22 protein-coding genes are annotated in these 19,987 nt (G+C 73.1%); 14 read left to right on the plus strand and 8 right to left on the minus strand.

The features are described from left to right. The 6 genes from AC0ZLC_RS27440 to AC0ZLC_RS27465 all read left to right on the plus strand — a co-directional run. Positions 1–122: acyl-CoA carboxylase biotin carboxyl carrier protein subunit (locus AC0ZLC_RS27440; protein ID WP_476754519.1), on the plus strand; the 122-nt coding region annotated here is incomplete at its 5' end. A 63-nt stretch (positions 123–185) separates the two neighbouring features. Beyond that, on the plus strand, positions 186–713 hold the full coding sequence (locus AC0ZLC_RS27445) for a DUF2867 domain-containing protein (protein ID WP_476754649.1): 528 nt from the start codon (positions 186–188) through the stop codon (positions 711–713). A gap of 184 nt (positions 714–897) precedes the next feature. After that, on the plus strand, positions 898–1,728 hold the full coding sequence (locus AC0ZLC_RS27450; RefSeq protein ID WP_388788778.1) for a helix-turn-helix transcriptional regulator: 831 nt from the start codon (positions 898–900) through the stop codon (positions 1,726–1,728). A gap of 363 nt (positions 1,729–2,091) precedes the next feature. Beyond that, the gene (locus AC0ZLC_RS27455; RefSeq protein WP_476754650.1) at positions 2,092–3,033 is read left to right on the plus strand and encodes a recombinase family protein; all 942 of its coding nucleotides are present in this window, start codon (positions 2,092–2,094) and stop codon (positions 3,031–3,033) included. A 6-nt stretch (positions 3,034–3,039) separates the two neighbouring features. Then, positions 3,040–3,975: a 3-hydroxyacyl-ACP dehydratase FabZ family protein gene (locus AC0ZLC_RS27460; RefSeq protein ID WP_476754651.1), complete on the plus strand. Its 936-nt coding sequence runs from the start codon at positions 3,040–3,042 to the stop codon at positions 3,973–3,975. 90 nt (positions 3,976–4,065) lie between these two features. After that, a complete protein-coding gene (locus AC0ZLC_RS27465; protein ID WP_476754652.1) occupies positions 4,066–4,575 on the plus strand; it encodes a DUF2867 domain-containing protein in 510 nt (169 codons plus the stop codon). 7 nt (positions 4,576–4,582) lie between these two features. Here AC0ZLC_RS27465 and AC0ZLC_RS27470 read toward each other — a convergent pair whose 3' ends face one another. Then, positions 4,583–6,007, minus strand: a complete 1,425-nt coding sequence (locus AC0ZLC_RS27470; protein WP_476754653.1) for an NAD(P)/FAD-dependent oxidoreductase — start codon at positions 6,005–6,007, stop codon at positions 4,583–4,585. Between the two features lie 133 nt (positions 6,008–6,140). Between AC0ZLC_RS27470 and AC0ZLC_RS27475 the strand changes: the two genes are divergently transcribed. Further along, a complete protein-coding gene (locus AC0ZLC_RS27475) occupies positions 6,141–6,614 on the plus strand; it encodes an N-acetyltransferase family protein (protein WP_476754654.1) in 474 nt (157 codons plus the stop codon). Between the two features lie 29 nt (positions 6,615–6,643). On the opposite strand, the gene AC0ZLC_RS27480 is transcribed toward AC0ZLC_RS27475, so the two are convergent. Then, positions 6,644–7,624, minus strand: coding sequence for a zinc-binding dehydrogenase (locus AC0ZLC_RS27480; protein ID WP_476754655.1), 981 nt, complete (start codon positions 7,622–7,624; stop codon positions 6,644–6,646). Between the two features lie 175 nt (positions 7,625–7,799). On the opposite strand from AC0ZLC_RS27480, the gene AC0ZLC_RS27485 reads away from it, so the two are divergent. Next, positions 7,800–8,504, plus strand: coding sequence for a pentapeptide repeat-containing protein (locus AC0ZLC_RS27485; protein WP_476754656.1), 705 nt, complete (start codon positions 7,800–7,802; stop codon positions 8,502–8,504). Positions 8,505–8,601: 97 nt separating this feature from the next. On the opposite strand, the gene AC0ZLC_RS27490 is transcribed toward AC0ZLC_RS27485, so the two are convergent. After that, positions 8,602–9,102: a hypothetical protein gene (locus AC0ZLC_RS27490; RefSeq protein WP_476754744.1), complete on the minus strand. Its 501-nt coding sequence runs from the start codon at positions 9,100–9,102 to the stop codon at positions 8,602–8,604. Between the two features lie 7 nt (positions 9,103–9,109). Between AC0ZLC_RS27490 and AC0ZLC_RS27495 the strand changes: the two genes are divergently transcribed. Next, the gene (locus tag AC0ZLC_RS27495; RefSeq protein ID WP_476754657.1) at positions 9,110–10,543 is read left to right on the plus strand and encodes a M1 family metallopeptidase; all 1,434 of its coding nucleotides are present in this window, start codon (positions 9,110–9,112) and stop codon (positions 10,541–10,543) included. Positions 10,544–10,598: 55 nt separating this feature from the next. Here AC0ZLC_RS27495 and AC0ZLC_RS27500 read toward each other — a convergent pair whose 3' ends face one another. Next, complete coding sequence (locus AC0ZLC_RS27500) at positions 10,599–11,150, minus strand: GNAT family N-acetyltransferase (protein WP_476754658.1); 552 nt, start codon at positions 11,148–11,150, stop codon at positions 10,599–10,601. A 111-nt stretch (positions 11,151–11,261) separates the two neighbouring features. Continuing rightward, positions 11,262–11,837, minus strand: a complete 576-nt coding sequence (locus AC0ZLC_RS27505; protein ID WP_358855230.1) for a TerD family protein — start codon at positions 11,835–11,837, stop codon at positions 11,262–11,264. A 194-nt stretch (positions 11,838–12,031) separates the two neighbouring features. Here AC0ZLC_RS27505 and arfB point away from each other — a divergent pair, with 194 nt between their 5' ends. From arfB to AC0ZLC_RS27520, 3 genes are all read left to right on the plus strand, one after another. Next, entirely contained in the window at positions 12,032–12,469 is a 438-nt protein-coding gene (gene arfB / locus AC0ZLC_RS27510) for an alternative ribosome rescue aminoacyl-tRNA hydrolase ArfB (protein ID WP_476754659.1), read from the plus strand. Next, complete coding sequence (locus AC0ZLC_RS27515; RefSeq protein ID WP_476754660.1) at positions 12,469–13,386, plus strand: sigma-70 family RNA polymerase sigma factor; 918 nt, start codon at positions 12,469–12,471, stop codon at positions 13,384–13,386. The genes arfB and AC0ZLC_RS27515 overlap by 1 nt, the downstream gene beginning before the upstream one ends. Positions 13,387–13,511: 125 nt before the next feature. Next, positions 13,512–13,787, plus strand: coding sequence for a DUF1876 domain-containing protein (locus AC0ZLC_RS27520; RefSeq protein WP_476754661.1), 276 nt, complete (start codon positions 13,512–13,514; stop codon positions 13,785–13,787). A 256-nt stretch (positions 13,788–14,043) separates the two neighbouring features. Here the strand turns inward: AC0ZLC_RS27520 and AC0ZLC_RS27525 are convergent, their stop codons facing one another. Further along, the gene (locus AC0ZLC_RS27525) at positions 14,044–14,631 is read right to left on the minus strand and encodes a flavin reductase family protein (protein ID WP_476754662.1); all 588 of its coding nucleotides are present in this window, start codon (positions 14,629–14,631) and stop codon (positions 14,044–14,046) included. A 401-nt stretch (positions 14,632–15,032) separates the two neighbouring features. On the opposite strand from AC0ZLC_RS27525, the gene cdgB reads away from it, so the two are divergent. After that, positions 15,033–16,715, plus strand: coding sequence for a diguanylate cyclase CdgB (gene cdgB, locus AC0ZLC_RS27530; protein ID WP_476754663.1), 1,683 nt, complete (start codon positions 15,033–15,035; stop codon positions 16,713–16,715). A gap of 106 nt (positions 16,716–16,821) precedes the next feature. Then, a complete protein-coding gene (locus AC0ZLC_RS27535) occupies positions 16,822–17,796 on the plus strand; it encodes a carbohydrate-binding protein (RefSeq protein WP_476754664.1) in 975 nt (324 codons plus the stop codon). Between the two features lie 64 nt (positions 17,797–17,860). Here the strand turns inward: AC0ZLC_RS27535 and nagA are convergent, their stop codons facing one another. Continuing rightward, on the minus strand, positions 17,861–19,033 hold the full coding sequence (nagA, locus tag AC0ZLC_RS27540; RefSeq protein ID WP_476754665.1) for an N-acetylglucosamine-6-phosphate deacetylase: 1,173 nt from the start codon (positions 19,031–19,033) through the stop codon (positions 17,861–17,863). Next, positions 19,033–19,983: an ROK family protein gene (locus tag AC0ZLC_RS27545; protein ID WP_476754666.1), complete on the minus strand. Its 951-nt coding sequence runs from the start codon at positions 19,981–19,983 to the stop codon at positions 19,033–19,035. Before AC0ZLC_RS27545 ends, nagA begins: the two co-directional genes overlap by 1 nt. Positions 19,984–19,987: the final 4 nt, after the last annotated feature.

Consider the following 19,987-nt stretch of genomic DNA (forward strand, 5'->3'; position numbering starts at 1 on the left):
TCGAAGCCATGAAAATGGAACAGCCCCTCAACGCCCACCGCTCCGGCACCATCAAAAGCCTCACCGCCGAAATCGGCGCCTCCCTCACCTCCGGCGCCCCCATCTGCGACATCAAGGACTGACCCCGGCCCGTCGACGAACGACCCACACCCGAAGTCGCAACGCCCGAGGAACGGAGCACGAGAATGCAGCGGGTCGCGGTACGCAGGAACGTGGAACCCGTCCTTCAGGCCGCGCGGGCCAGTCTGGGCGGCTACGACCACGTGGACAGCGTGGCGGTCGACGTCGCACCGGGCGTCTCCGCGGTCGACTTCACCCGGCGCATGCTGGGCTCACCCCCGCGCTGGGTGCGGTCGCTGCTCGTGGTCCGGGACGCGGCGGTGGCGCCGTTCGGTCTCAAGCAGCGGGAACGGGGCGCGCCCGCGGACGTCGCCGTCGGCGCCAAGATCGGTCCGATGCGGCTGCTGAGCGTGACCGACGGCGAGGTCCTGGCGGGCGACAACGACAAGCACCTGAGTTTCCGCTGCTCATTCGCCGTACGGCAGGGCCCCCACGGTCCCGAGGCGGTGTGCACGACCGTCGTCCGCTTTCACCGCCGGGCCGGCCGCCTGTACTTCCGGGCGATCGAGCCCTTTCACCACGCCGTCGTCGCGGGACTGGTCAAACGAGGGGCGCAGGGCGGGACACCGGGCGATTCCGCCGCCGCGGGCTGACCTCTCCCTATCGACATCGCGTCAGCGAGAAATAACGTTCAATTCTCACCTAACTACTGTTCGTTGACGGTGGGAGTGGGTATAGGTAGACTCCTCGTTGGGAATTCTGGAAGCTTTTGCCCAGCTTTTTCGGGGGAGGATCCCGCACCGACGAAGAATCGTGCGGGGTTGTAACGGGGGATGCATGTCCAATGGGGAAACTCTAACGAATTCAGGACTGTTCGACAGTGCGGGGGTAGAGTTCTCGCACATTTCGAGCGACGCCGAGCAGGCGCTCCTCGAGATCCGGGACCGTATCGAGTCGATCGTCTCCCGGGGACAGCGTCCGTCCCCGGGCAGCAGATCGCTGCTGGTCACCGCCGAGAGCGCCCGCGCGGCGCTCGGAGCCCTGCAACGCCTGCTGGGCGAGGCGAAGAGCAGTGTGAACGTGCTGGTGCCCTCGGACCGCTCCGCGGCCCGGCTGCGGATCCATGTGCTGTCCCAGCTGGCCGGGGAGGTGCCGGACGGGGTGCGGGTCAGAGTGCTGGACTCGCAGGCCACCGCGGACCGCGGCCGGCTCGCCGAACTCCAGCGGCGCAGGCCCGGCATCGAGGTCAGACTCGGCGACGCCGCCCTCACCGGCGCGATCATCATCGACGCGGAGAACGTGCTGACCCGCTCGGAGGGCACGGACGGCGACGGGCCCCGGCACATCGCGCTGGTGCGCGCACCCGCCGTCGTGGACGCGCTCAACGCGCTGTTCACCGACGCCTGGGACCGCGGTGTTCCGCTCGCCGAGGACCAGCTGCGCCAGGGCGTCCCGCAGGACATCCTGCGCTGCCTGTACGAGGGGTACACCGACGACGCCGCCGCCAGGGCGCTGTCGATCTCCGTGCGCACCTATCGCCGCCACGTGGCCGAGATCATGCGGGTACTGGGGGCGAGCTCCCGTTTCCAGGCAGGTGTCCGCGCCGCCGACATGGGGTTGCTGAGAAGCGGCCGCGGGGCGGACCGGGGCCGGGCCGGGCACGGCTGAGGGCTCAGCAAGCTGCCACTTCCGGTCACCGCGGCGGGGAACCGTGCGGCCCGGCCGTCAGCTTCCGGCCAGGGCGTTGTACCACTTCCGGCCTCGGGCATAGCTTGAGAGCAGCTTGAGAACAGTTCGAGCGGCGCACGCACCGCGGGATCCCCCGCACGCGGCCCGCTGGGGGAACACGGCCCAGTCACTCGGGCCGGGCCCGGCCGCGACGGGGCGGCCCCGGTCCGGCCGTGCCGAGACGGCATTCACTTCATCCGCGCGGGACCACCGCACACGCGACCCTTTCCGGGGTGCTGCCGTGCGGCCCCCCGCGGTGCCGTCGGGAGTGAAGGGGCCGGTAAGAAAAAACGGGGAAGCTTGATGAAGTCTCATATACCGGCCCGCCCCTGCGCGGATATCCGGCGAGAAAGTCCGACCGAATCCCATTCCATTCCGACGAACTCGTATCCACTGCGAAAACTCTCCCGTGGGCGCGGACGTCCGCCCTTCGGATTCCGCACGGCCGTCGTCCTCGACGGCGCCGGGCAACGGCAGCAACTCGTCCCGGACGAGCACACCGCGCCCGTGGTGCGCAGGATCTTCGACGAGTGCCTGGACGGCCGGAGTCTGCAGAGCATCGCCGAGGGGCTGAACGCCGACCGCGTCCCGAGCCCCGGTCCGGCCGGCCCGAACGCGGCCCGAGCGGCCTCCGCCTGGTCCAAGAGCACCGTGCGGGCCATCCTCCTCAATCCCCGCTACGCGGGACGCCACGCCCACGACGGCGCCGCCGACGACGCCGCGGGGCGGCAGCTGGTGCCCTCCGACGTCTTCGAGGAGGTCCACGCGATGTTCGCGAAGCGCAGGAAGCCCAGCGGGGACTGCGGCGCCGGACAGCCGAAGCCGTACGCGCTGCGCGGGCTGCTGCGCTGCGGCCGCTGCAACCGGCTCATGCAGGGCACCTGGAACAACGGCGAGCCCTACTACCGCTGCCGCGTCCCCGCCGCCGAGGACGCGGCGTGCACGGACCACCCGCGCAACGTCTACCTGCGCGAGCAGGCCGCCATCGGCCCGCTCGTCACCTGGCTGCGCGGTCTCACCGCCCCGCAGGGCATGCGTCGGCTGATGGTCGCGGGCGGCGGACACCACGCCGGGGCGGCCGCCCGCCACCAGCTGCGCTCCCTGGGCGTGGACGGCGAGCTGCGGGCCTCCGCGCTCCAGGCGCTGGGCGTCAGGCTGAGCTACTCCGACTCCGGCCGGCTGCTGGACGTCAAGGCGGTGCTCGGACCGGAGGGCCTCGTCGTCCGCACCCGGATCGCACTGTAAGAGCACGTGGAGAGGAACCGAGTGCACTCGATCGAGCTGATGCCGAAGTCGTCCGTCGTGCGACGGGACGGCGACGGCATCGAGATGACGTTCGCCGCGGACCCCGCGGCGCCGGTCTTCGCGGGCCACTACCCCGGCTTTCCCCTGCTGCCGGGCGTCTTCGCCCTGGACGCCGTGCACCACGCGGTGCTGCGGCACGCCGAGACCACGGGCGGCGCCGGCCCCGAACTCGCGGGCATACGGTCCGTACGCTTCCTGTCCCCCGTGCTGCCCGGGGACACCCTGCGGGTCGAGGCGGCCGTCACCCGCACGGACGGCGTGCGGGACGTGCGGGCCGTCTGCCGGACCGGGCGCGGCAAGAGCGCGACGCTCCGGCTGCGCTACCGCGACGCGGGACCGCGGGACCTGCCCGTCGCTCCGGACGGCGCGCCGTCCGGGGCGGACTCGGCGCCGGGTGTCTCCCACGGGGTGGCGGCGCTGAAACAGCTCATCCCGCACCGCTTCCCCGCCCTGCTGGTGGACCGGGTCCTCGCCGTGGAGCCGGGCCGGCGCATCGTCACGCGGAAGGCGGTGACGTGCAACGAGCCCTGGTACCGGGACCTTCCCGACGACACCGCCGAGTCCGGCTACCGGTACCCGGCGGCGCTGCTCATCGAGTCGTGGTGCCAGAGCGCGGCGCTGCTCGCCGCCTGGGACCGGTCCCCGGAGGAACTGGCCGGGCAGGTCGCCCTGTTCGGCGGGATGTCCGGCATCGAGGTCCTCGGCGAGGTGCTGCCAGGCGACGTACTGCGCCACGAGGTGAGGATCAGCCGGGAGCTCGCCGGGACGTGGATCTTCGAGGGCGCCACCGGCACCGCCGACGGCAGACCGGTCCTGACGGTCGGGAGCGTGATGACCGCGCTGCGGCCGAGCGCGGTTCTCGGGGCGCCCGTGCCCACCTGACGCGGGCACGACGGCACAGGCAGGACCATGGCGACCGGGACCGCACTCCGGACGCCCGACCGGGACCGTACTCCAGGAAGAGGCTCCGCCATGGCCACAGGGACCGTACGCAGGCACGCCACGCCCGTGCTCGACGGGGCACGGGCCAGTCTCGGCCGCTGCGACCACGTGGACGCGGTCGCCGTTGACCTGCCGGCCGGCACCACCGCGGTCGATTTCACCCGCACCGTGTTCCTCGGCACCCCGGAGTGGGTGCACCGGCTCATCACGGTGCGGGACAAGGTGATGGCACCCTTCGGTCTCCAGACGCAGCGGCGCGTCGCCCCGGCGGACATCCGGATCGAACCCGGCCTGCGGATGGGGCCCTTCCGGCTGCTGACGGTCACCGACGACGAGGTCCTGTGCGGGGACGACGACAAGCACCTGGACTTCCGGACGTCCTTCGCGGTCCGCCCGACGGCGTCCGGCGAGGGCACGGAGGGCGTCTGCACCACCGCCGTACGCTTCCACCGCCCCGCCGGACGCCTGTACTTCACGGCGATCCGGCCGCTGCACCACCTGATCGTGCCCCGCGTCGTCGGCGGTGCCTGCCGGGGGTGAGGCGCCGTCAGTGCCGGCCTGCCACCCGGTCCGCCAGCCGCGCCAGCCGGGACGACTCGGCGCTGTGCGTGGTCAGTTCACGACGGTCCGCCGTCCGGTAGGTCGCGTACATGCCGTGGACGCCGACGAACCGGAACGGCTCCGGCTCCCACTTGCGGACCCGGTGGCCGACCCACGGCAGGGCGGTGAGGGCGGTGGGGCCCGCCTGGCCGGAGTCGTGCTGGACGAGGTCGCGCAGGGTGCGGGCGGCGAGGTTGGCGGTGGCGACGCCCGAGCCGACGTAGCCGCCCGCCCAGCCGAGGCCGGTGGAGCGGTCGAGGGTGACCGTGGCGCACCAGTCGCGCGGGACGCCGAGGACCCCCGACCACGCGTGCTCCACCCGCAACCCGGCGAGGGACGGGAAGAAGCGGACGAGGATCTCGTGAAGGGCCTCGACGGTCGCCCGCTGGGTCCGGCCGTCGTTGTCGGTGCGCGAGCCGAAGCGGTACGGGACGCCGCGCCCGCCGAGGGCGATGCGGCCGTCCGCGGTGCGCTGGGCGTACATGTACGCGTGCGCCATGTCGCCGAGCGTCTCGCGGCCCGCCCAGCCGATGGACTCCCACTGGGCGCCGGTCAGCGGCTCGGTCGCGATCATCGAGGAGTTCATGGGGAGCCAGGTCCGCCGCTGGCCCTTCAGGGACGCGGTGAAGCCCTCCGTGCAGCGCAGGACGTAGGGCGCGCGGACCGTGCCGTACGGGGTCACCGCGTGCTGGGGGCGGATCTCGGTGACCGGTGTCTGCTCGTGGATGGCGACGCCGAGCGCCTCGACCGCGGCGGCCAGCCCCTTGAGCAGCTTCACCGGGTGCAGCCGGGCCCCGTGCGGGGTCCAGGTGGAGCCGACCGCGTCCGCGACCCGGACGCGCCCGGCGGTCTCCCGGGCGCCGTACAGCTCGCGGTCCTTCTCGCCGTAGGACAGCTCGGTCGCGTGGAAGGCCTTCAGGCGGGCCAACTGGGCGGGCGTGTAAGCCACTTCGAGGACGCCGCCCTGATGGATGTCGGCGTCGATGCCCTCCTCGGCGGCCACCCGGACGACCTCGCCGACGGTCTCGTTCATCGCCTGCTGGAGGTGTACGGCCGCGTCGTGGCCGTGGAGCTTCGCGTACCGGTCGCGGCCCGCGATGCCGTTGTAGAGCCAGCCACCGTTGCGCCCCGAGGCGCCGTAGCCGCAGAACTTCTGCTCCAGGACGGTGATGCGCAGGAAGGGCGCCGCCTTCTTCAGGTAGTACGCGGTCCACAGGCCCGTGTAGCCGCCGCCGACGATCACCACGTCGGCCGACGCGTCCCCGGGCAGCGGCTCGCGCGGGGCGGGGAGACCGTCCTGCGCGTACCAGAACGAGATGCCGCCGTTCACGGTGGCTGCGGTGCTTGCGCTGCTCACGGGCCTGCTGCTCATGGCCGGGACGCTAACCCCTGCGGACCGCCGGTGTCTCCTTCGGATTTCGTGTTCTTTCGCAGCTCCGCGGCCGTCCGGACGCCTTCGCGGCGCCCGCGCGACCGCCCGGCGGGGCCTGACGTAGCCTGCCCGCATGATCCGTACCGCGACCCCCTCCGACGTCCCCGTCATCCACGCGATGATCCTTGAACTGGCCGAGTACGAGAAGGCGGTGCACGAGGTCCGGGCGACCGAACAGCAACTGCACGAGGCACTGTTCGGGGAGCGCCCCGCCGCGTTCGCGCACATCGCCGAGGAGGCGGGCGAGGCGGCCGGGTTCGCGCTGTGGTTCCTGAACTTCTCCACCTGGCGCGGGGTGCACGGGATCTACCTGGAGGACCTGTACGTGCGGCCCGCCGCGCGCCGCGGCGGCCACGGCAGGGCGCTGCTCACCGAGCTGGCGCGGATCTGTGTCGAGCGCGGCTACGAGCGGCTGGAGTGGTCGGTGCTGAACTGGAACCGTCCGGCCGTCGAGTTCTACGAGTCGCTGGGCGCCCGGCCGCAGGACGAGTGGACGGTGTACCGGCTGACGGACGACTCGCTCGCGAAGCTCGGCGCGCGGGACTGACCCCGCCGCCGCCGGCGGGCCGGGGCCGGTCAGGGTTCCAGCACCACCTTGCCGATGGTGCCCCGGTTCTCCAGGGCGCGGTGGGCGGCGGCCGCCTCCGCGAGCGGGAAGCGCTGCACCGCGGGGGTCAGACGCCCGGCGGCGGCCTCGGCGAGGGCGCGCGACTCCAGTGTGCGCAGCGGATCGGGACCGCCCGCCCTGCGCAGCATCACCGGGCCGAGCACCTGCTCCGACACCCCGTCGACGAGGTACGGACCGCCGTTCCTGACGCCCTCGCCGGACCAGCCGAAGACGAGGTGCCGGCCGCCCGGGCCCAGCAGGCCGACGGCGGCCCGGGCGACGTCGCCGCCGACCCCGTCCAGGACGAGGGTGGCCGTGCGGTCCCCCAGGCCGGCGCGGACCCGCTCCGGCCAGTCCGGGTCCCGGTAGTCCACGGCCAGGTCGGCGCCGTTGGCCAGGACCCGGGCCACCTTCCCGGATCCGCCCGCCAGGCCGACGACGGTGGCGCCCGCGTTCTTCGCGTACTGCACGAGGAGGGTGCCGATGCCGCCCGCAGCCGCCGGGATCACGGCCACGGCGCCGGGCCCGAGGTCGGCGAACTGGAGGATGCCCAGCGCCGTACGGCCGGTTCCGATCATGGCGACCGCCTCGGCGAAGTCCAGGTCCGCCGGGATCTCGTGCAGGCGGGCGGCGTCGGTGACGGCGAGTTCGGCATAGCCGCCGGGGGCGAAGCCGAGGTGGGCGACGACCCGCCGGCCGAGCAGGTCCCGCGGGACGCCCTCCCCGAGGGACTCCACGACGCCCGCGACCTCGCGGCCGGGGACGGTGGGCAGCTCGGGAGTCTGCGGCGCGGGCCCCCTCATGCCCTCCCGCAGGGCCGTGTCCAGGAGGTGCACGCCCGCTGCGGCCACGGTGATCCGGACCTGGCCCGGGCCCGGTTCGGGATCCTCGGTCTTCTCGAGGACGAGGTTCTCGGCGGGACCGAAGGCGTGCAGGCGGACGGCGAGCATGGCGGACTCCTCGGAGCGTGGTAGTGACGCGTGCGGCCGTGCCGGGGGCCGGTGGCCGCGAACGCGCCTTGCAGACCCCAGCCTTCAACCTCAGGCCTGCTTGAGGTCAAGGGGGAGACCGAGAGGTGCTCGGGGAGCCCCGGGCGTTGTCAGTGGCGGGGTGCAGCATGGGGGCATGGTGCGGAGAGCGGCGGGTGCGGCGGGCAGGGCGAGCGGGCGCGGCAGGGGGGCGCGGCGGCCCGAGGTGCGCCTGCCGCCCCTCGACGCGTACGCCGGCGGGGAGCTGGAGCGCGACGGGGACTACGACGGGCTGGAGTTCCGGGAGACGGACTTCGCCGGGCAGGACGGCGGGGGAGCCCGCTTCATGGACTGCGCGCTGACGGAGTGCGCGCTGGACGAGACGCGGCTGGCGCACGTGCGCGTGCTGGACTCCGTCCTCACCGGCGTGCGGGGGGTGGGCACGGATCTCGCCGAGGCGATGCTGCGTGACGTCGAGGTGCTCGACGCCCGGATGGGCGGAGTGCAGCTGCACGGCTCGGTGCTGGAGCGGGTGCTGGTGCGCGGCGGCAAGATCGACTACCTGAATCTGCGCCGGGCCCGGCTCCGGGACGTGGTCTTCGAGGGGTGCGTCCTGGTCGAGCCCGACTTCGGCGGCGCCACACTGGAGCGCGTGGAGTTCGCCGGCTGTGTGCTGAAGGGGGCCGACTTCAGCGCGGCGACCTTGAAGGACGTCGATCTGCGGGGGGCGGCGGAGCTGGACATCGCTCGCGGGGTGGACCGGCTGGCGGGCGCGGTCGTCAGTCCGGCCCAGCTGATGGACCTGGCACCGCTGCTGGCGGCCGAGCTGGGGCTCAGGGTGGCGGGCATCGGCCAGGAGTGAGAGCGGGCGCGGTCAGGGTGCCCCGTCACCGTCCGGGAAGGGCGTACGCGGTCTCGGGTGCGGCCGGGCGTCCCGTCGCGGACGGGCGTACGCGGTGTCAGCCGACCCGGGGGAAGCGCGCCTGGAGCGTCCAGACCGCCGGGTTGTCGGCCAGGCCCTCGTGCAGGTCGGTGAGGTCGGCGAGCAGGTCGTGCAGGAAGTCACGGGCCTCGCGGCGCAGTTCGGCGTGGGAGAAGGTCAGCGGGGCCTCCTCGACGTGCATCCAGTCCGCCTCGATGTCCACCCAGCCGAAGCGCCGCTCGAAGAGCATCCGGTCCGTGGACTCGGTGAAGTCGAGCTCGGCGTGCTGCGGGCGGGAGGCGCGGCTGCCGCGCGGGTCCCGGTCGAGCTGCTCCACGATGTCGCACAGCGCCCAGGCGAAGTCGAGCACCGGCACCCATCCCCAGGCTGTGGACAGCTCCCGGTCCGCCTCGGTGTCGGCGAGGTAGACGTCGCCGCAGAACAGGTCGTGCCGCAGCGCGCGGACGTCCGCGCGGCGGTAGTCGGTCTGCGGGGGGTCGGGGAAGCGGTTGGAGAGGGCGTAGCCGATGTCGAGCACGTAGGTGATGGTGTCACGCCCTCGTAGGATCACGGACGTGCCCCGATCTTCCGCCCGCGTACCCTTCGCCCTGGCCGCGGCCCTGTTGCTGACCGCGTGCGGCGGCGGTGTCCAGGGCACCCCCGGGGCGCCGGGCGTCCGCGACCCGTACTTCCCGAAGGCGGGCAACGGCGGCTACGACGTCACGCACTACGGCCTGGCCCTCTCGTACGACCCCGGTAGCCGCGAGCTCACCGGCAGGGCCGAGATCACGGCGCGCGCGACGCAGGACCTCAGTGCGTTCAACCTGGACCTGAAGGGGCTGGACGTCGGGAGCGTCGGCGTCGAGGGGCGCGGCGCCCGCTGGAGCCGCACCGGCCAGGAGCTGACGGTGCGCCCGCCCGACGACCTGCACCGGGGCGAGACGTTCCACGTGCGGGTCGGCTACTCGGGCACACCGGAGACGATCACCGACCCGGACGGTTCGGAGGAGGGCTGGCTGCGGACGGCCGACGGTGCCCTGGCCCTCGGCGAGCCCACCGGTTCTGCGGCCTGGTTCCCGGGCAGCCACCACCCCGGCGACAAGGCGTCGTACGACATCGCGGTCACCGTCCCGGCTGGGCTGCGGGCGGTCTCCAACGGCGAGCTGAGGAGCGAGACGTCCGGGAAGGGCCGCAGCACCTTCCGCTGGCACACGGCGGAGCCGATGGCGAGCTATCTCGCCATGGTCGCGATCGGCCGGTACGACGTCCGGCGGTCGACGACGAAGAGCGGACTGCCGCTGTACGTCGCGGTCGACCCCGCCGAGGCGAAGGCCAGCGCGAAGGTACTGGCGCGGCTGCCGGAGATCCTCGCCTGGGAGGAGGACGCCTTCGGCCCGTACCCCTTCTCCTCCGCGGGCGCGGTCGTCGACGACGCGGACGGCGTGGGCTACGCGCTGGAGACCCAGACCCGCCCCGTCTTCCCCGGCGCCCCCGACACCGGGACCCTCGTCCACGAACTGGCCCACCAGTGGTTCGGCGACTCGGTCACCCCCGGGTCCTGGCGGGACATGTGGCTCAACGAGGGGTTCGCGACCTACGCGGAGTGGCTCTGGGAGGAGGAGCACGGCGGCGACACGGCCGACGAGACCTTCGACGCCCTCTACCGGGGCGACTACTACGACGACCCCGCGGCCGGCGAGGCGGTCTGGGCGTTCCCGCCCGCGCGGCCGTCCGGCGCCGCCCACATCTCCGACAGCCCGGTCTACGAGCGCGGCGCCATGGTCCTCCACAAGATCCGCGAGAGCGTCGGCGACACCGCCTTCCGCGGCATCGTCCGGGGCTGGGCCGCCGCCCACCGGCACGGCAACGCCGCCACCGCGGACTTCACGGCCTACGTCGAGAAGAAGGCGCCGGACCGGGACTTCGACGTGATCTGGCGGGACTGGCTGTACGGGGACGGCAGACCGAGCCGCCCGTGAGCACGGCGGGGCCCCTCGGCCACCGGACCGCGTGAGCGCCCTCCGGGACGTGGTGTCAGCGCGGCCGCGGCGCACCGGCGTGGTCGGGGGAGTGGTCCAGAACCTTGCGCAACACCGCGCAGGGGCGGCCCTGTTGCAGGTCCCTGCGGTGGTCGATCACCTCGTAGCCGAGGGCGGTCCAGAAGGCGAGCGCCCGCGGGTTGTTGTCGAGGACGGCCAGGCGCACGGCCCGGCGGCCCGACGCGCGCACGCGCTCCTCGACGAGCGAGGCCAGCCGCCGTCCGTGTCCTCGGCGCTGTTCGCGGGCGTCCACCAGGAGCAGGCCGATCCAGGGATCGGGGTCGGCCGGGTCGGGGTGGTGCGCGAGGGTGATCGCGACGCCGAGGAGCCGTCCGGCGCCGCGGGCGAGCAGCACCTCCACGTCCGGGTGGGCCAGCTCGTCGGCGAGCGCCTGCGCGACCTGCTCGACGCGGATGTCGTCGGCGTCCGGGAAGTCCCCGCTCAGGGCGTAGAAGTCACGGTTGGAGGCGTGGAGAGCGGTCAGTTCCGTGAGGAGCGGGGCGGGGAGGTCGCGGTCGGGTGTGAGGCGAAGGGGTTCGAGGATCACGGGGGCAAACTACCGCCGTGCGGCGGGCGCGGCGGGGATGCGCGGGCGGGCCGGGCACGCGGAAGCCCCCGGCCGGACGGCCGGGGGCTTCCGCGATCACACACGGGCGGGTCAGACGCTCACGCCGAAGTCCTGGGCGATGCCGGCCAGGCCCGACGCGTAGCCCTGGCCGACCGCGCGGAACTTCCACTCGGCGCCGTTGCGGTAGAGCTCGCCGAAGACCATGGCCGTCTCCGTCGCCGCGTCCTCGGACAGGTCGTAACGGGCGATCTCCGCGCCGCCGGCCTGGTTCACGATGCGGATGTAGGCGTTGCGGACCTGGCCGAAGTTCTGCGAGCGGGTCTCGGCGTCGTAGATCGAGACCGGGAAGACGATCTTCTCGACGTCGGCCGGGAGGCCGGCCAGGTTGACGTTGATCGCCTCGTCGTCGCCCGCGCCCTCACCCGTGCGGTTGTCACCGGTGTGGACGATGGTCTGGTCCGGGGTCTGCTTGTTGTTGAAGAAGACGAAGTGGCCGTCCGAGTAGACCTTGCCCTGCGGGTTGACCGCGATGGCCGAGGCGTCGAGGTCGAAGTCGGTGCCGGTGGTGCTGCGGACGTCCCAGCCGAGGCCCACGGTGACGGCGGTCAGGCCCGGAGCCTCCTTGGTGAGCGAGACGTTGCCACCCTTGGACAGGCTTACAGCCATTGTTGGGAGTCCCTTCCCTCGTGACGTACGTGCTCGGTGCCCGTACGCATGGGCTTCGTACGGGCACGAAGCTACAGCTACCCCTATGAACGTCCAGGGGGGCACCCGAGGTTCCAGGTGTCTTTGCTTTCTTTACCCGAAGGGGCGTACGGCTCCGGAAAAACGGGTGACGCGGACCGGACGGGCAAGCGACCATGGACCCCATGTCCGGTCCCTACGTCGTCCGCGGCTCCGTCTCCCTTCCCGAGGCCGAGCTGATGTGGCGTTTCTCGCGCTCCTCCGGACCCGGTGGGCAGCACGTCAACACCAGCGACTCCCAGGTCGAGCTCCGGTTCGACCTCGCGAAGACCGAGGCGCTGCCGCCGGTGTGGAAGGAGCGCGCCCTGGACAGGCTGGCCGGGCGCCTCGTCGACGGGGTCATCAGTGTGCGGGCCTCCGAGCACCGGTCGCAGTGGCGCAACCGCGAGACCGCGGCCGTACGGCTCGCCTCGCTGCTCGCCGAGGCGAGCGCGCCCCCGCCCAGGCCCCGCCGGGCGACCCGTGTCCCGCGAGGCATCAACGAACGCCGGCTGCGCGAGAAGAAGCAGCGCTCCGACACCAAGCGGGGCCGTACGGGGCGGGACTGGGGCTGATGAGCGAGGGCGCAGTTCCCGAGAGCTTTCCGGCGGGGAGCGCCGGCCGGGAGAGCGACCTCCTCGCCGAGCGGTTCCAGGCGCACCGCGCACGTCTGCGCGCCGTCGCCTACCGCATGCTCGGTTCGCTCACCGAGGCGGAGGACGCCGTCCAGGAGACCTGGTTCAAGCTCAGCCGCACCGACGCCGCCGCGGTCGACAACCTCGGCGGGTGGCTGACGACCGTCGTGGGCCGGGTCTGCCTCGACATGCTGCGCGCGCGCAGGAGCCGCGCCGAGGAACTCACCGAGGAGCCCGGCCTGCGCATGCCGGAGCCGGTGCTCAGCCCGGTGGGCGGGGCCGACCCCGAGCAGCAGGCGCTGCTCGCAGACTCGGTCGGCCTCGCCCTGCTCGTGGTCCTGGAGAACCTGGCGCCCGCCGAGCGGCTCGCGTTCGTGCTGCACGACCTGTTCGCGGTGCCCTTCGAGGAGATCGCGCCCCTCGTCGGCCGTACGCCGGCGGCGGCCCGGCAGCTCGCCAGCCGTGCCCGGCGCCGGGTCCGGGGCGGGGCACCGGTCCCCGACGCCGACCTGAGCCGGCAGCGCGCGGCCGTCGACGCCTTCCTCGCCGCCGCGCGCGACGGGGACCTCGACGCGCTGGTCGCCGTGCTCGACCCCGACGTGGTCGCCCGCTCCGAGGCGGGCGTGCGCAGCGGTGCGAAGGCGGTGGCCGCGGGGGCGAGCGGTTTCGCCCGCCTCGCCCGCATCGCGCGGCCCGCCCTGGTCAACGGGGTCGCGGGGGCCGTCGTGATCACCGAGGGGCGCGCGGTCGCCGTGCTGGCGTTCACCGTCACGAAGGGGCGGATCGCCGCGATCGACATCCTCCGGGACCCGGAGCGGCTCGCCGGTCTCGACGTGACGGCCTTCGACAACCCTTAGTGCTGTGAACCGTTCCGGTCACAGCACTGGGCGGTGCCGGCCCCGCGCAGGCCCACTGCGCGCAGGCCGTGCGCGGGCGGGCTGCCGGGCTCATCCTGGAAGCAGGGATTCCGGAGGTGATCGTGATGGCGCAGACCGCTGTCGGATGGCACGTCGAGCTGGAATTCGAGGAGGACTCCCACCGCACCCGCGCCGCCGCGCTGGTACGGCTCGCCGACGGGAGCGAGGTGCGGGCGCACGGGTACTCCAGCCGCCACCCCTCCGACGCCGACCAGCCGAGGGTGGGCGAGGAGGTGGCGGGCGCCAGAGCACTCAACGAACTGGCGATGAAGCTGCTGACCAAGGCGCACGACGAGATCGACGAGGCGTCGGGCCGCACGTCACACCCGCTGACGCCGTGACGCGTGACGCGTGACGCCGCGATGCGTGACGCCGTGACGTCATGAGCCGTTGGCCGTTGGCCGTTGGCCGTTGGCCGTTGGCCGTTGGCCGCTGGCCGCTGGCCGTGAGCCCTGAGCCCTGAGCCGTGTTCGTCACGCCCACGCCCACGCCCACGCACTGGCGGACACGGACCGCCGTGCGGGTCGGGATCCGGCCGGGGGCCGCTTGCCCGGCGGGCCCGGGGCGCAACGCAACGCCCCGCGGCGCCCCGCGGCCCTAACCCAGCTGCCGGTACCGGCCCTTGAAGTACGTCAGGGGGTCGCCGTCCGCGCTCGGGACCGACGCCGTCAGGACGCGGCCGATGACCAGCGTGTGATCGCCCGCGGTCACCCGTTGCTCCGTGCGGCACTCCAGGGTCGCCAGGGCGCCGCCGACCAGCGGTGCTCCGGACTCCTTGCCGCGGAGGTACGGGAGGTCCTCGAAGAGCAGGCGGTCGCTGATCCGCCCCTTCATGGCGAAGCGGCCCGCGATCTGACGCTGGCTGTCGGAGAGCACGGAGACCGCCCAGTGCGGCTGCTCGGCGAGCAGGTCGTCCATGCGGGAGCCCTCCCGCAGGCCCACCATCACCAGCGGCGGGTCCAGGGAGACGGACATGAAGGAGGTCGCCGTCATGCCGACGTCCTCGCCGCCGGGCCCGTCCGGATCCAGCGCGGGCTCGTGGGCCGTCACCAGGACCACGCCCGCGGCCAGCCGGGACATGACGGCGCGGAACTCGTCGTTGCTCACCCCATCAGCATGCCCGTCGGCGTGCGGCGCGGCGGACGGGGGAGACGCGATGGCTACGGCAGCGGGAGTCTTCAGCACGGGAAAACGCTAGTCCCCGCCTCCGGCCCGCCGCATCGGACCCGGGGCCGACCCTGGGCCGAGCCGGGTCCTAGGACCACCGGCCGACCCCGCCGCGCGCACCGGGGCGAACGACGCACCGCCGTCGCCGGTCGTAAATGCTCACAGCCTGTACACAGATCCCGGATATGCGCGCAGTAAACGCACAGCGGAAATGCAGAAACCCCACTCAATTGCTCATGTTCTGCTGTGACTTGAGTCACAGGAGCCATATTTTGTTGACCCTGTGTACCGAGTGGGCAGCGCGCTGTGATTCAGTGGCGGGAACGATGTACGAAGCCATGGCTGAAGCTACCGAGCAGTAAGCCGAGTCACGCCGAAGAGCACCCTGGAGTTGCTGCGAGGTCTCGGGGGGAGGGCGCATGGAGACCGAGTCGGAGCCGTACGTCCGCCTTACGACCCTGCGGCAGCTGCACCAGGTGATGGCGGACATGAACACCGCCCGCAGCCTGGCCGACACGCTGCAGACCGTCGCCGACGGCGTGGTCAACGGCCTCGGCTACGAGCTGGCCTGCGTCAACCTGGTCCAGCCGGACGGCGACCTCGTGGTGGCCGCGCTCGCGGGCAACTCCGCCGCCGAGGCGCTCATCACCGGCCGGGTCGGCTCACGCACCTCCTGGGACCGCCGGCTGAGCATGGGCGAGGCCTGGGGGGACCTGCGGTTCATACCCCACACCGAGGGCTGGGTCCTCGACGAGGACGACGTGCCGCAGTGGTACACGGACGGTCCGGCGCCCCGCTTCGAGGACGAGTGGCACCCCTCCGACCGCCTCTTCGCGCCGATGTACACCCCCGGCATCCCCGGCTCCCGCTGCGGCGAACTGATCGGCGTCCTGTCCGTGGACCGGCCGCGCAACGGCCGCCGGCCCGGCGCCTGGGGCCGCGAGGCCCTCCAGATGTACGCCTTCCAGGCCGCGATCGCGATCAGCAACGCCCGGCTGCGCGCCAACATGCAGCGCGCCCTGGTCCGCCTGGAGCGCGAGCAGCAGGCCCTGCGCGCCAGCGAGGAGAGCTTCCGCCAGGCCTTCGAGTACGCACCCTCCGGCATGGCCATCGCCGAGATGGGCGGCGACCAGCACGGCCGGATCCTGCGCACGAACGACGCCCTGTGCCGGCTCCTCGGCCGGCCCGCCTCGGCGATGCGCCGCTACTCCTTCTCCGACCTCGTCCACCCCGAGGACATCGGCACGCTGCTCAGGACCTCCGCCGAGGGCGGCCGGGCCGAGCTGCGCCTCGGCCGCCGCGACGGCACCTACGTGTGGGTCAGCCTGCGCAACTCCGTCGTCGCGGACGCCGCCGACGGCCCGCGCTTCCTGCTCACCCACGTCGAGGACATCGAGGAGCGCAAGCGCCGCGAGCTCCAGCTCGCCCACCGCGCCTCGCACGACTCGCTCACCGGCCTGCCGAACTCCGCCGAGCTGCGCTCCCGGCTGGGCTCCCGTCTCTGCCAGCGCCCGCAGTCCCTGCCGCCCGGTGCGGTCGCCTCGCTGGACGCGGCGTACGGGGCGTACCCGCCGGAGCACCCGGCCGCCTTCGACCAGGAGGCGCACGGCCACGGATTCGACTTCCGGCCGGAGCCGGGGCCCTACGACGGCTTCGACCACCACGTCCACACCATCGCGCCCGAAGGTGAGACCGACGACGGCACCAAGGGCCTCGCCGTGCTCTTCTGCGACCTCGACGGCTTCAAGTCGATCAACGACCGCTTCGGGCACAACGCGGGCGACGCGGTGCTCGTGGAGGTCGCCCGCCGGCTGACCAGCGTCGTACGGGACGGGGACACGGTCGCCCGGCTCGGCGGTGACGAGTTCGTGGTCCTCGCCGACGGCCTCGGCCGGGCCGACGCCCAGGACCTCGCCGTACGGCTGCGGAACGCGATCATTCCGCCCATCAGGGTCGACGGCCGGGCCGTGCGGGTGGGCGCCAGCTTCGGCATCGGATGGGCACACTGCGGCATGACGGCGGACGAGGTCTTGAAATCCGCTGACGAACGGATGTACGTAGAGAAACGGTCTCGTCCCAAACAGCATCGGCGTGCGGGATAACACGCAGGTCAGTGGATCGATGAGAACTGAGTCACCCGTTCGGGTCCCTCGGAGCGGGTAGGCTCGCCATTCACCCACGTACCGCACCCGCTGAGGAGACCAAGGGATGACGCCCGGCAACAACGGCGCGAGCACACCCGAGGACGACGACCCGTTCGGCTACCTGTACGCCGACGGCCAGGCCGCAGGCGCACAGCCGCCGAGCGGTGGCTACGGCTATCCGGGCTCCGTCAACAGGGTGCGCGCGGTGGGCGAGCGGCAGTACGGGCAGCAGCAGACCACGTACGGCCAGCAGGCCGCGTACGGGCAGCAGGCGCCGACCGCGCAGTACGGCCGGCAGGTCCCGCAGCAGCAGGCGTACGGCCGGCCCGCCCCGCAGCACGCAGCACCCGAGACCGCCCCCGGCACTGTCACCACGAGCCGGACGCCCATGGTCGGCGGCGGCGGGGGCGGTCGGGGCCGGGGTCCCAACACCAGGGGCCTGCTGATCGGCGCGATCGCCGTGGTCGCCGCGGTCGTCGTCGGTATCGGTGTCGTGATGCTGGGCGGTGACTCGGACGACGACAAGGGCGACAACGCCGGCGGCGCGGCCCCCACGGCCTCGCAGAGCGCCGAGCCCAGCAAGCCGGCCGGCCGGCCCGCGGAGGCCGAGGACGACCTGCCCGCGATCGACGCCAAGGCCCTCCGCCTCGACGGCGCCACCACGGCGTCCGACGTCAAGGGCGCGAAGGCGGCCGGCGGTGTCTACGTCGCGAACTTCAACCAGGTCGGTGCCGCCGTCACGTGGAACGTGAACGGCATCCCGAAGTCCGGCAAGTACACCGTCTACACCGGTTACAGCGTGCCCGGCAAGGACGCCACCGCCACCCTGTCGATCAACGCCAAGCCCCTGACCGCCCCGCTCGCCCTGAAGAACTGGGCGGAGGCCCCGGCGGGGGACTACGAGAAGGGCTGGACGAAGACCTACAACTACGTCGAGCTCAACAAGGGCACCAACACCATCAAGATCTCCTGCGAGCAGGGCAACCAGTGCGACGCCCTCCTCGACCAGATGTGGCTGGCCGAGGGCTGGAAGGGCTAGGTCCTGCCACGGCGCGGGGGTCACCCGGGCCGCGCCGGCCTCCTGGGTCCCGACCGGGCCGGGCTCACCCCAGCCGGGGACGAACCACCCATTCACCCCGGCGCAGCACGCCCCGGACCTCGAACTCCGAGTTCAGCACCACCAGGTCGGCGTCCTTGCCCGCCTCCAGGGAGCCCACCCTGTCGGCCACGCCTAGGAGCCTCGCGGGGTTGGCGGACAGGGCGGCGACGACGTCCTCGACGGGCAGCCGGTCCACGGTGACCGCCCGCTTGAAGGCGCGGTCCAGCGTGAGCGTGGAGCCCGCGATCGAGCCGCCCTCCACCAGGCGGGCTACGCCGTCCGCCACCTCCACCTCCAGCGGGCCGAGCATGTAGCGGCCGTCGCCGAAGCCGGCGGCGTCCATCGCGTCGGTGATGAACGCCACCCGGCCGGCGCCCGCGTGACGGAACGCCAGTTCCAGGGCGGCCGGGTGCAGATGGGTGCCGTCGTTGATCAGCTCGACGGTGATCCGCTCGTCCTCCAGGAGGGCGGCGATCGGCCCGGGGGAGCGGTGCCCGAGCGCGGGCATCGCGTTGAACAGGTGCGTCGCCACGGTGGCACCCGCGTCGATGGCCTCCCGCGTCTGCTCGTACGTCGCGTCGGTGTGGCCGACGGCCGCGATCACGCCGTGCTCGGCCAGCAGCCGTACGGAGTCGATGCCGCCCGGCAGTTCGGTGGCGAGCGTGACCATCCGGGCCCGGCCGCGCGCCGCGTCGAGCAGCTTGCGGACCTCGGCCGGGTCGGGGTCGCGCAGCAGTTCCTCGGAGTGGGCGCCCTTGCGGCAGGGGGAGATGAAGGGGCCCTCGAAGTGGATGCCCGCGATGTCGCCCTGTTCGGCCAGTTCGGAGAGCAGTCCTGCGCGCTGGGCGAGGCCGTGCATGTCGCCGGTGACGGTGGAGGCGACGAGGGTGGTCGTGCCGTGCAGCCGGTGGGTGTGGACGCCCTTGAGGACGTCCTCGACGGTTCCCGAGGTGAAGGACGCGCCGCCGCCGCCGTGGTTGTGCATGTCGACGAAGCCGGGGACCAGCCAGTGGCCCGTGAGGTCGAGCCGCTCCGCGTCCCCGGGGACGCCGGTCGGCTCCGTCCCGGGGGGACCCCCGCCGGCGATCCGCGCGCCGTCGACGACCAAATGGCCGCCGTCCACGATCCCGGTGGGCAGGACCACCCGGGCGCCGGCGAGAACCTTGCTAGGGGCCATCAGGTGGTTACCTCCGAGCGGACGGTGATGTCGGTTTCGAGTAGATCCCAGGCCAGCAGTCCGGCGCCCAGACATCCGGCCGTGTCGCCGAGAGCCGCAGGGACGAGGGACGGCAGTTGCTGGAAGGTGACGCGTTCCGCGACGGCGGCGCGCAGCGGGGCGAAGAGGGTGTCCCCGGCCTCGGCGAGCCCGCCTCCGATGATCAGGGTGCGCGGGTCCAGCAGGGTCAGCGCGGTGACGAGCCCGTCGGCGAGCGCGTCCACGGCGTCGCGCCAGACGCGTACGGCCCGCTCGTCCCCGTCCTGAACGGCCCGCGCGCAGTCCGCCGCGTCGGCGTCCCGGTCGCCGGACGCGAGGGCCCAGGCCTCGCTGACGGCCGCCGCGGAGGCGTAGCGCTCCAGGCAGCCGCGCTGTCCGCACGGGCACGGGGTTCCCCCCGGCCGTACGACGATGTGGCCGATCTCCCCGGCGAAGCCGTGCGCGCCCGCCTCCACCGTGCCGTCGATGCCGATCGCGCCGGCGATACCGGTGCCGAGCGGTACGAACAGGAAACGGTCGGCGCCCCGGCCCGCGCCGATCCGGCCCTCGGCGAGTCCGCCGGTGCGCACGTCGTGGCCGAGGGCGACCGGTGTCCCGGCCAGCCGTTCGCCGAGCAGGCGGCGCAGCGGGAGGTCGCGCCAGCCGAGGTTGGCCGAGTAGACCGCGACGCCGCGCGCGGAGTCGACGATGCCGGGGACGGCGACGCCGGCCGCCGCGGCGGCTTCGCCGAACCGCCGCTCGCCGTACGCCAGCAGCTCGGCCGCGAAGTCGAGGATCGTCCCGACGACGGCCTCGCTGCCGCGCTCGCGGCCGGTCGCCCGGCGGGCCTGGTGGAGCAGCTCGCCGCCGGTCCCCACGAGGGCGGCCTTCATCCCGGTGCCGCCCACGTCGAGGGCGATGACATGTCTCACGGGG

Source organism: Streptomyces sp. GLSS-08 (assembly GCF_056387915.1).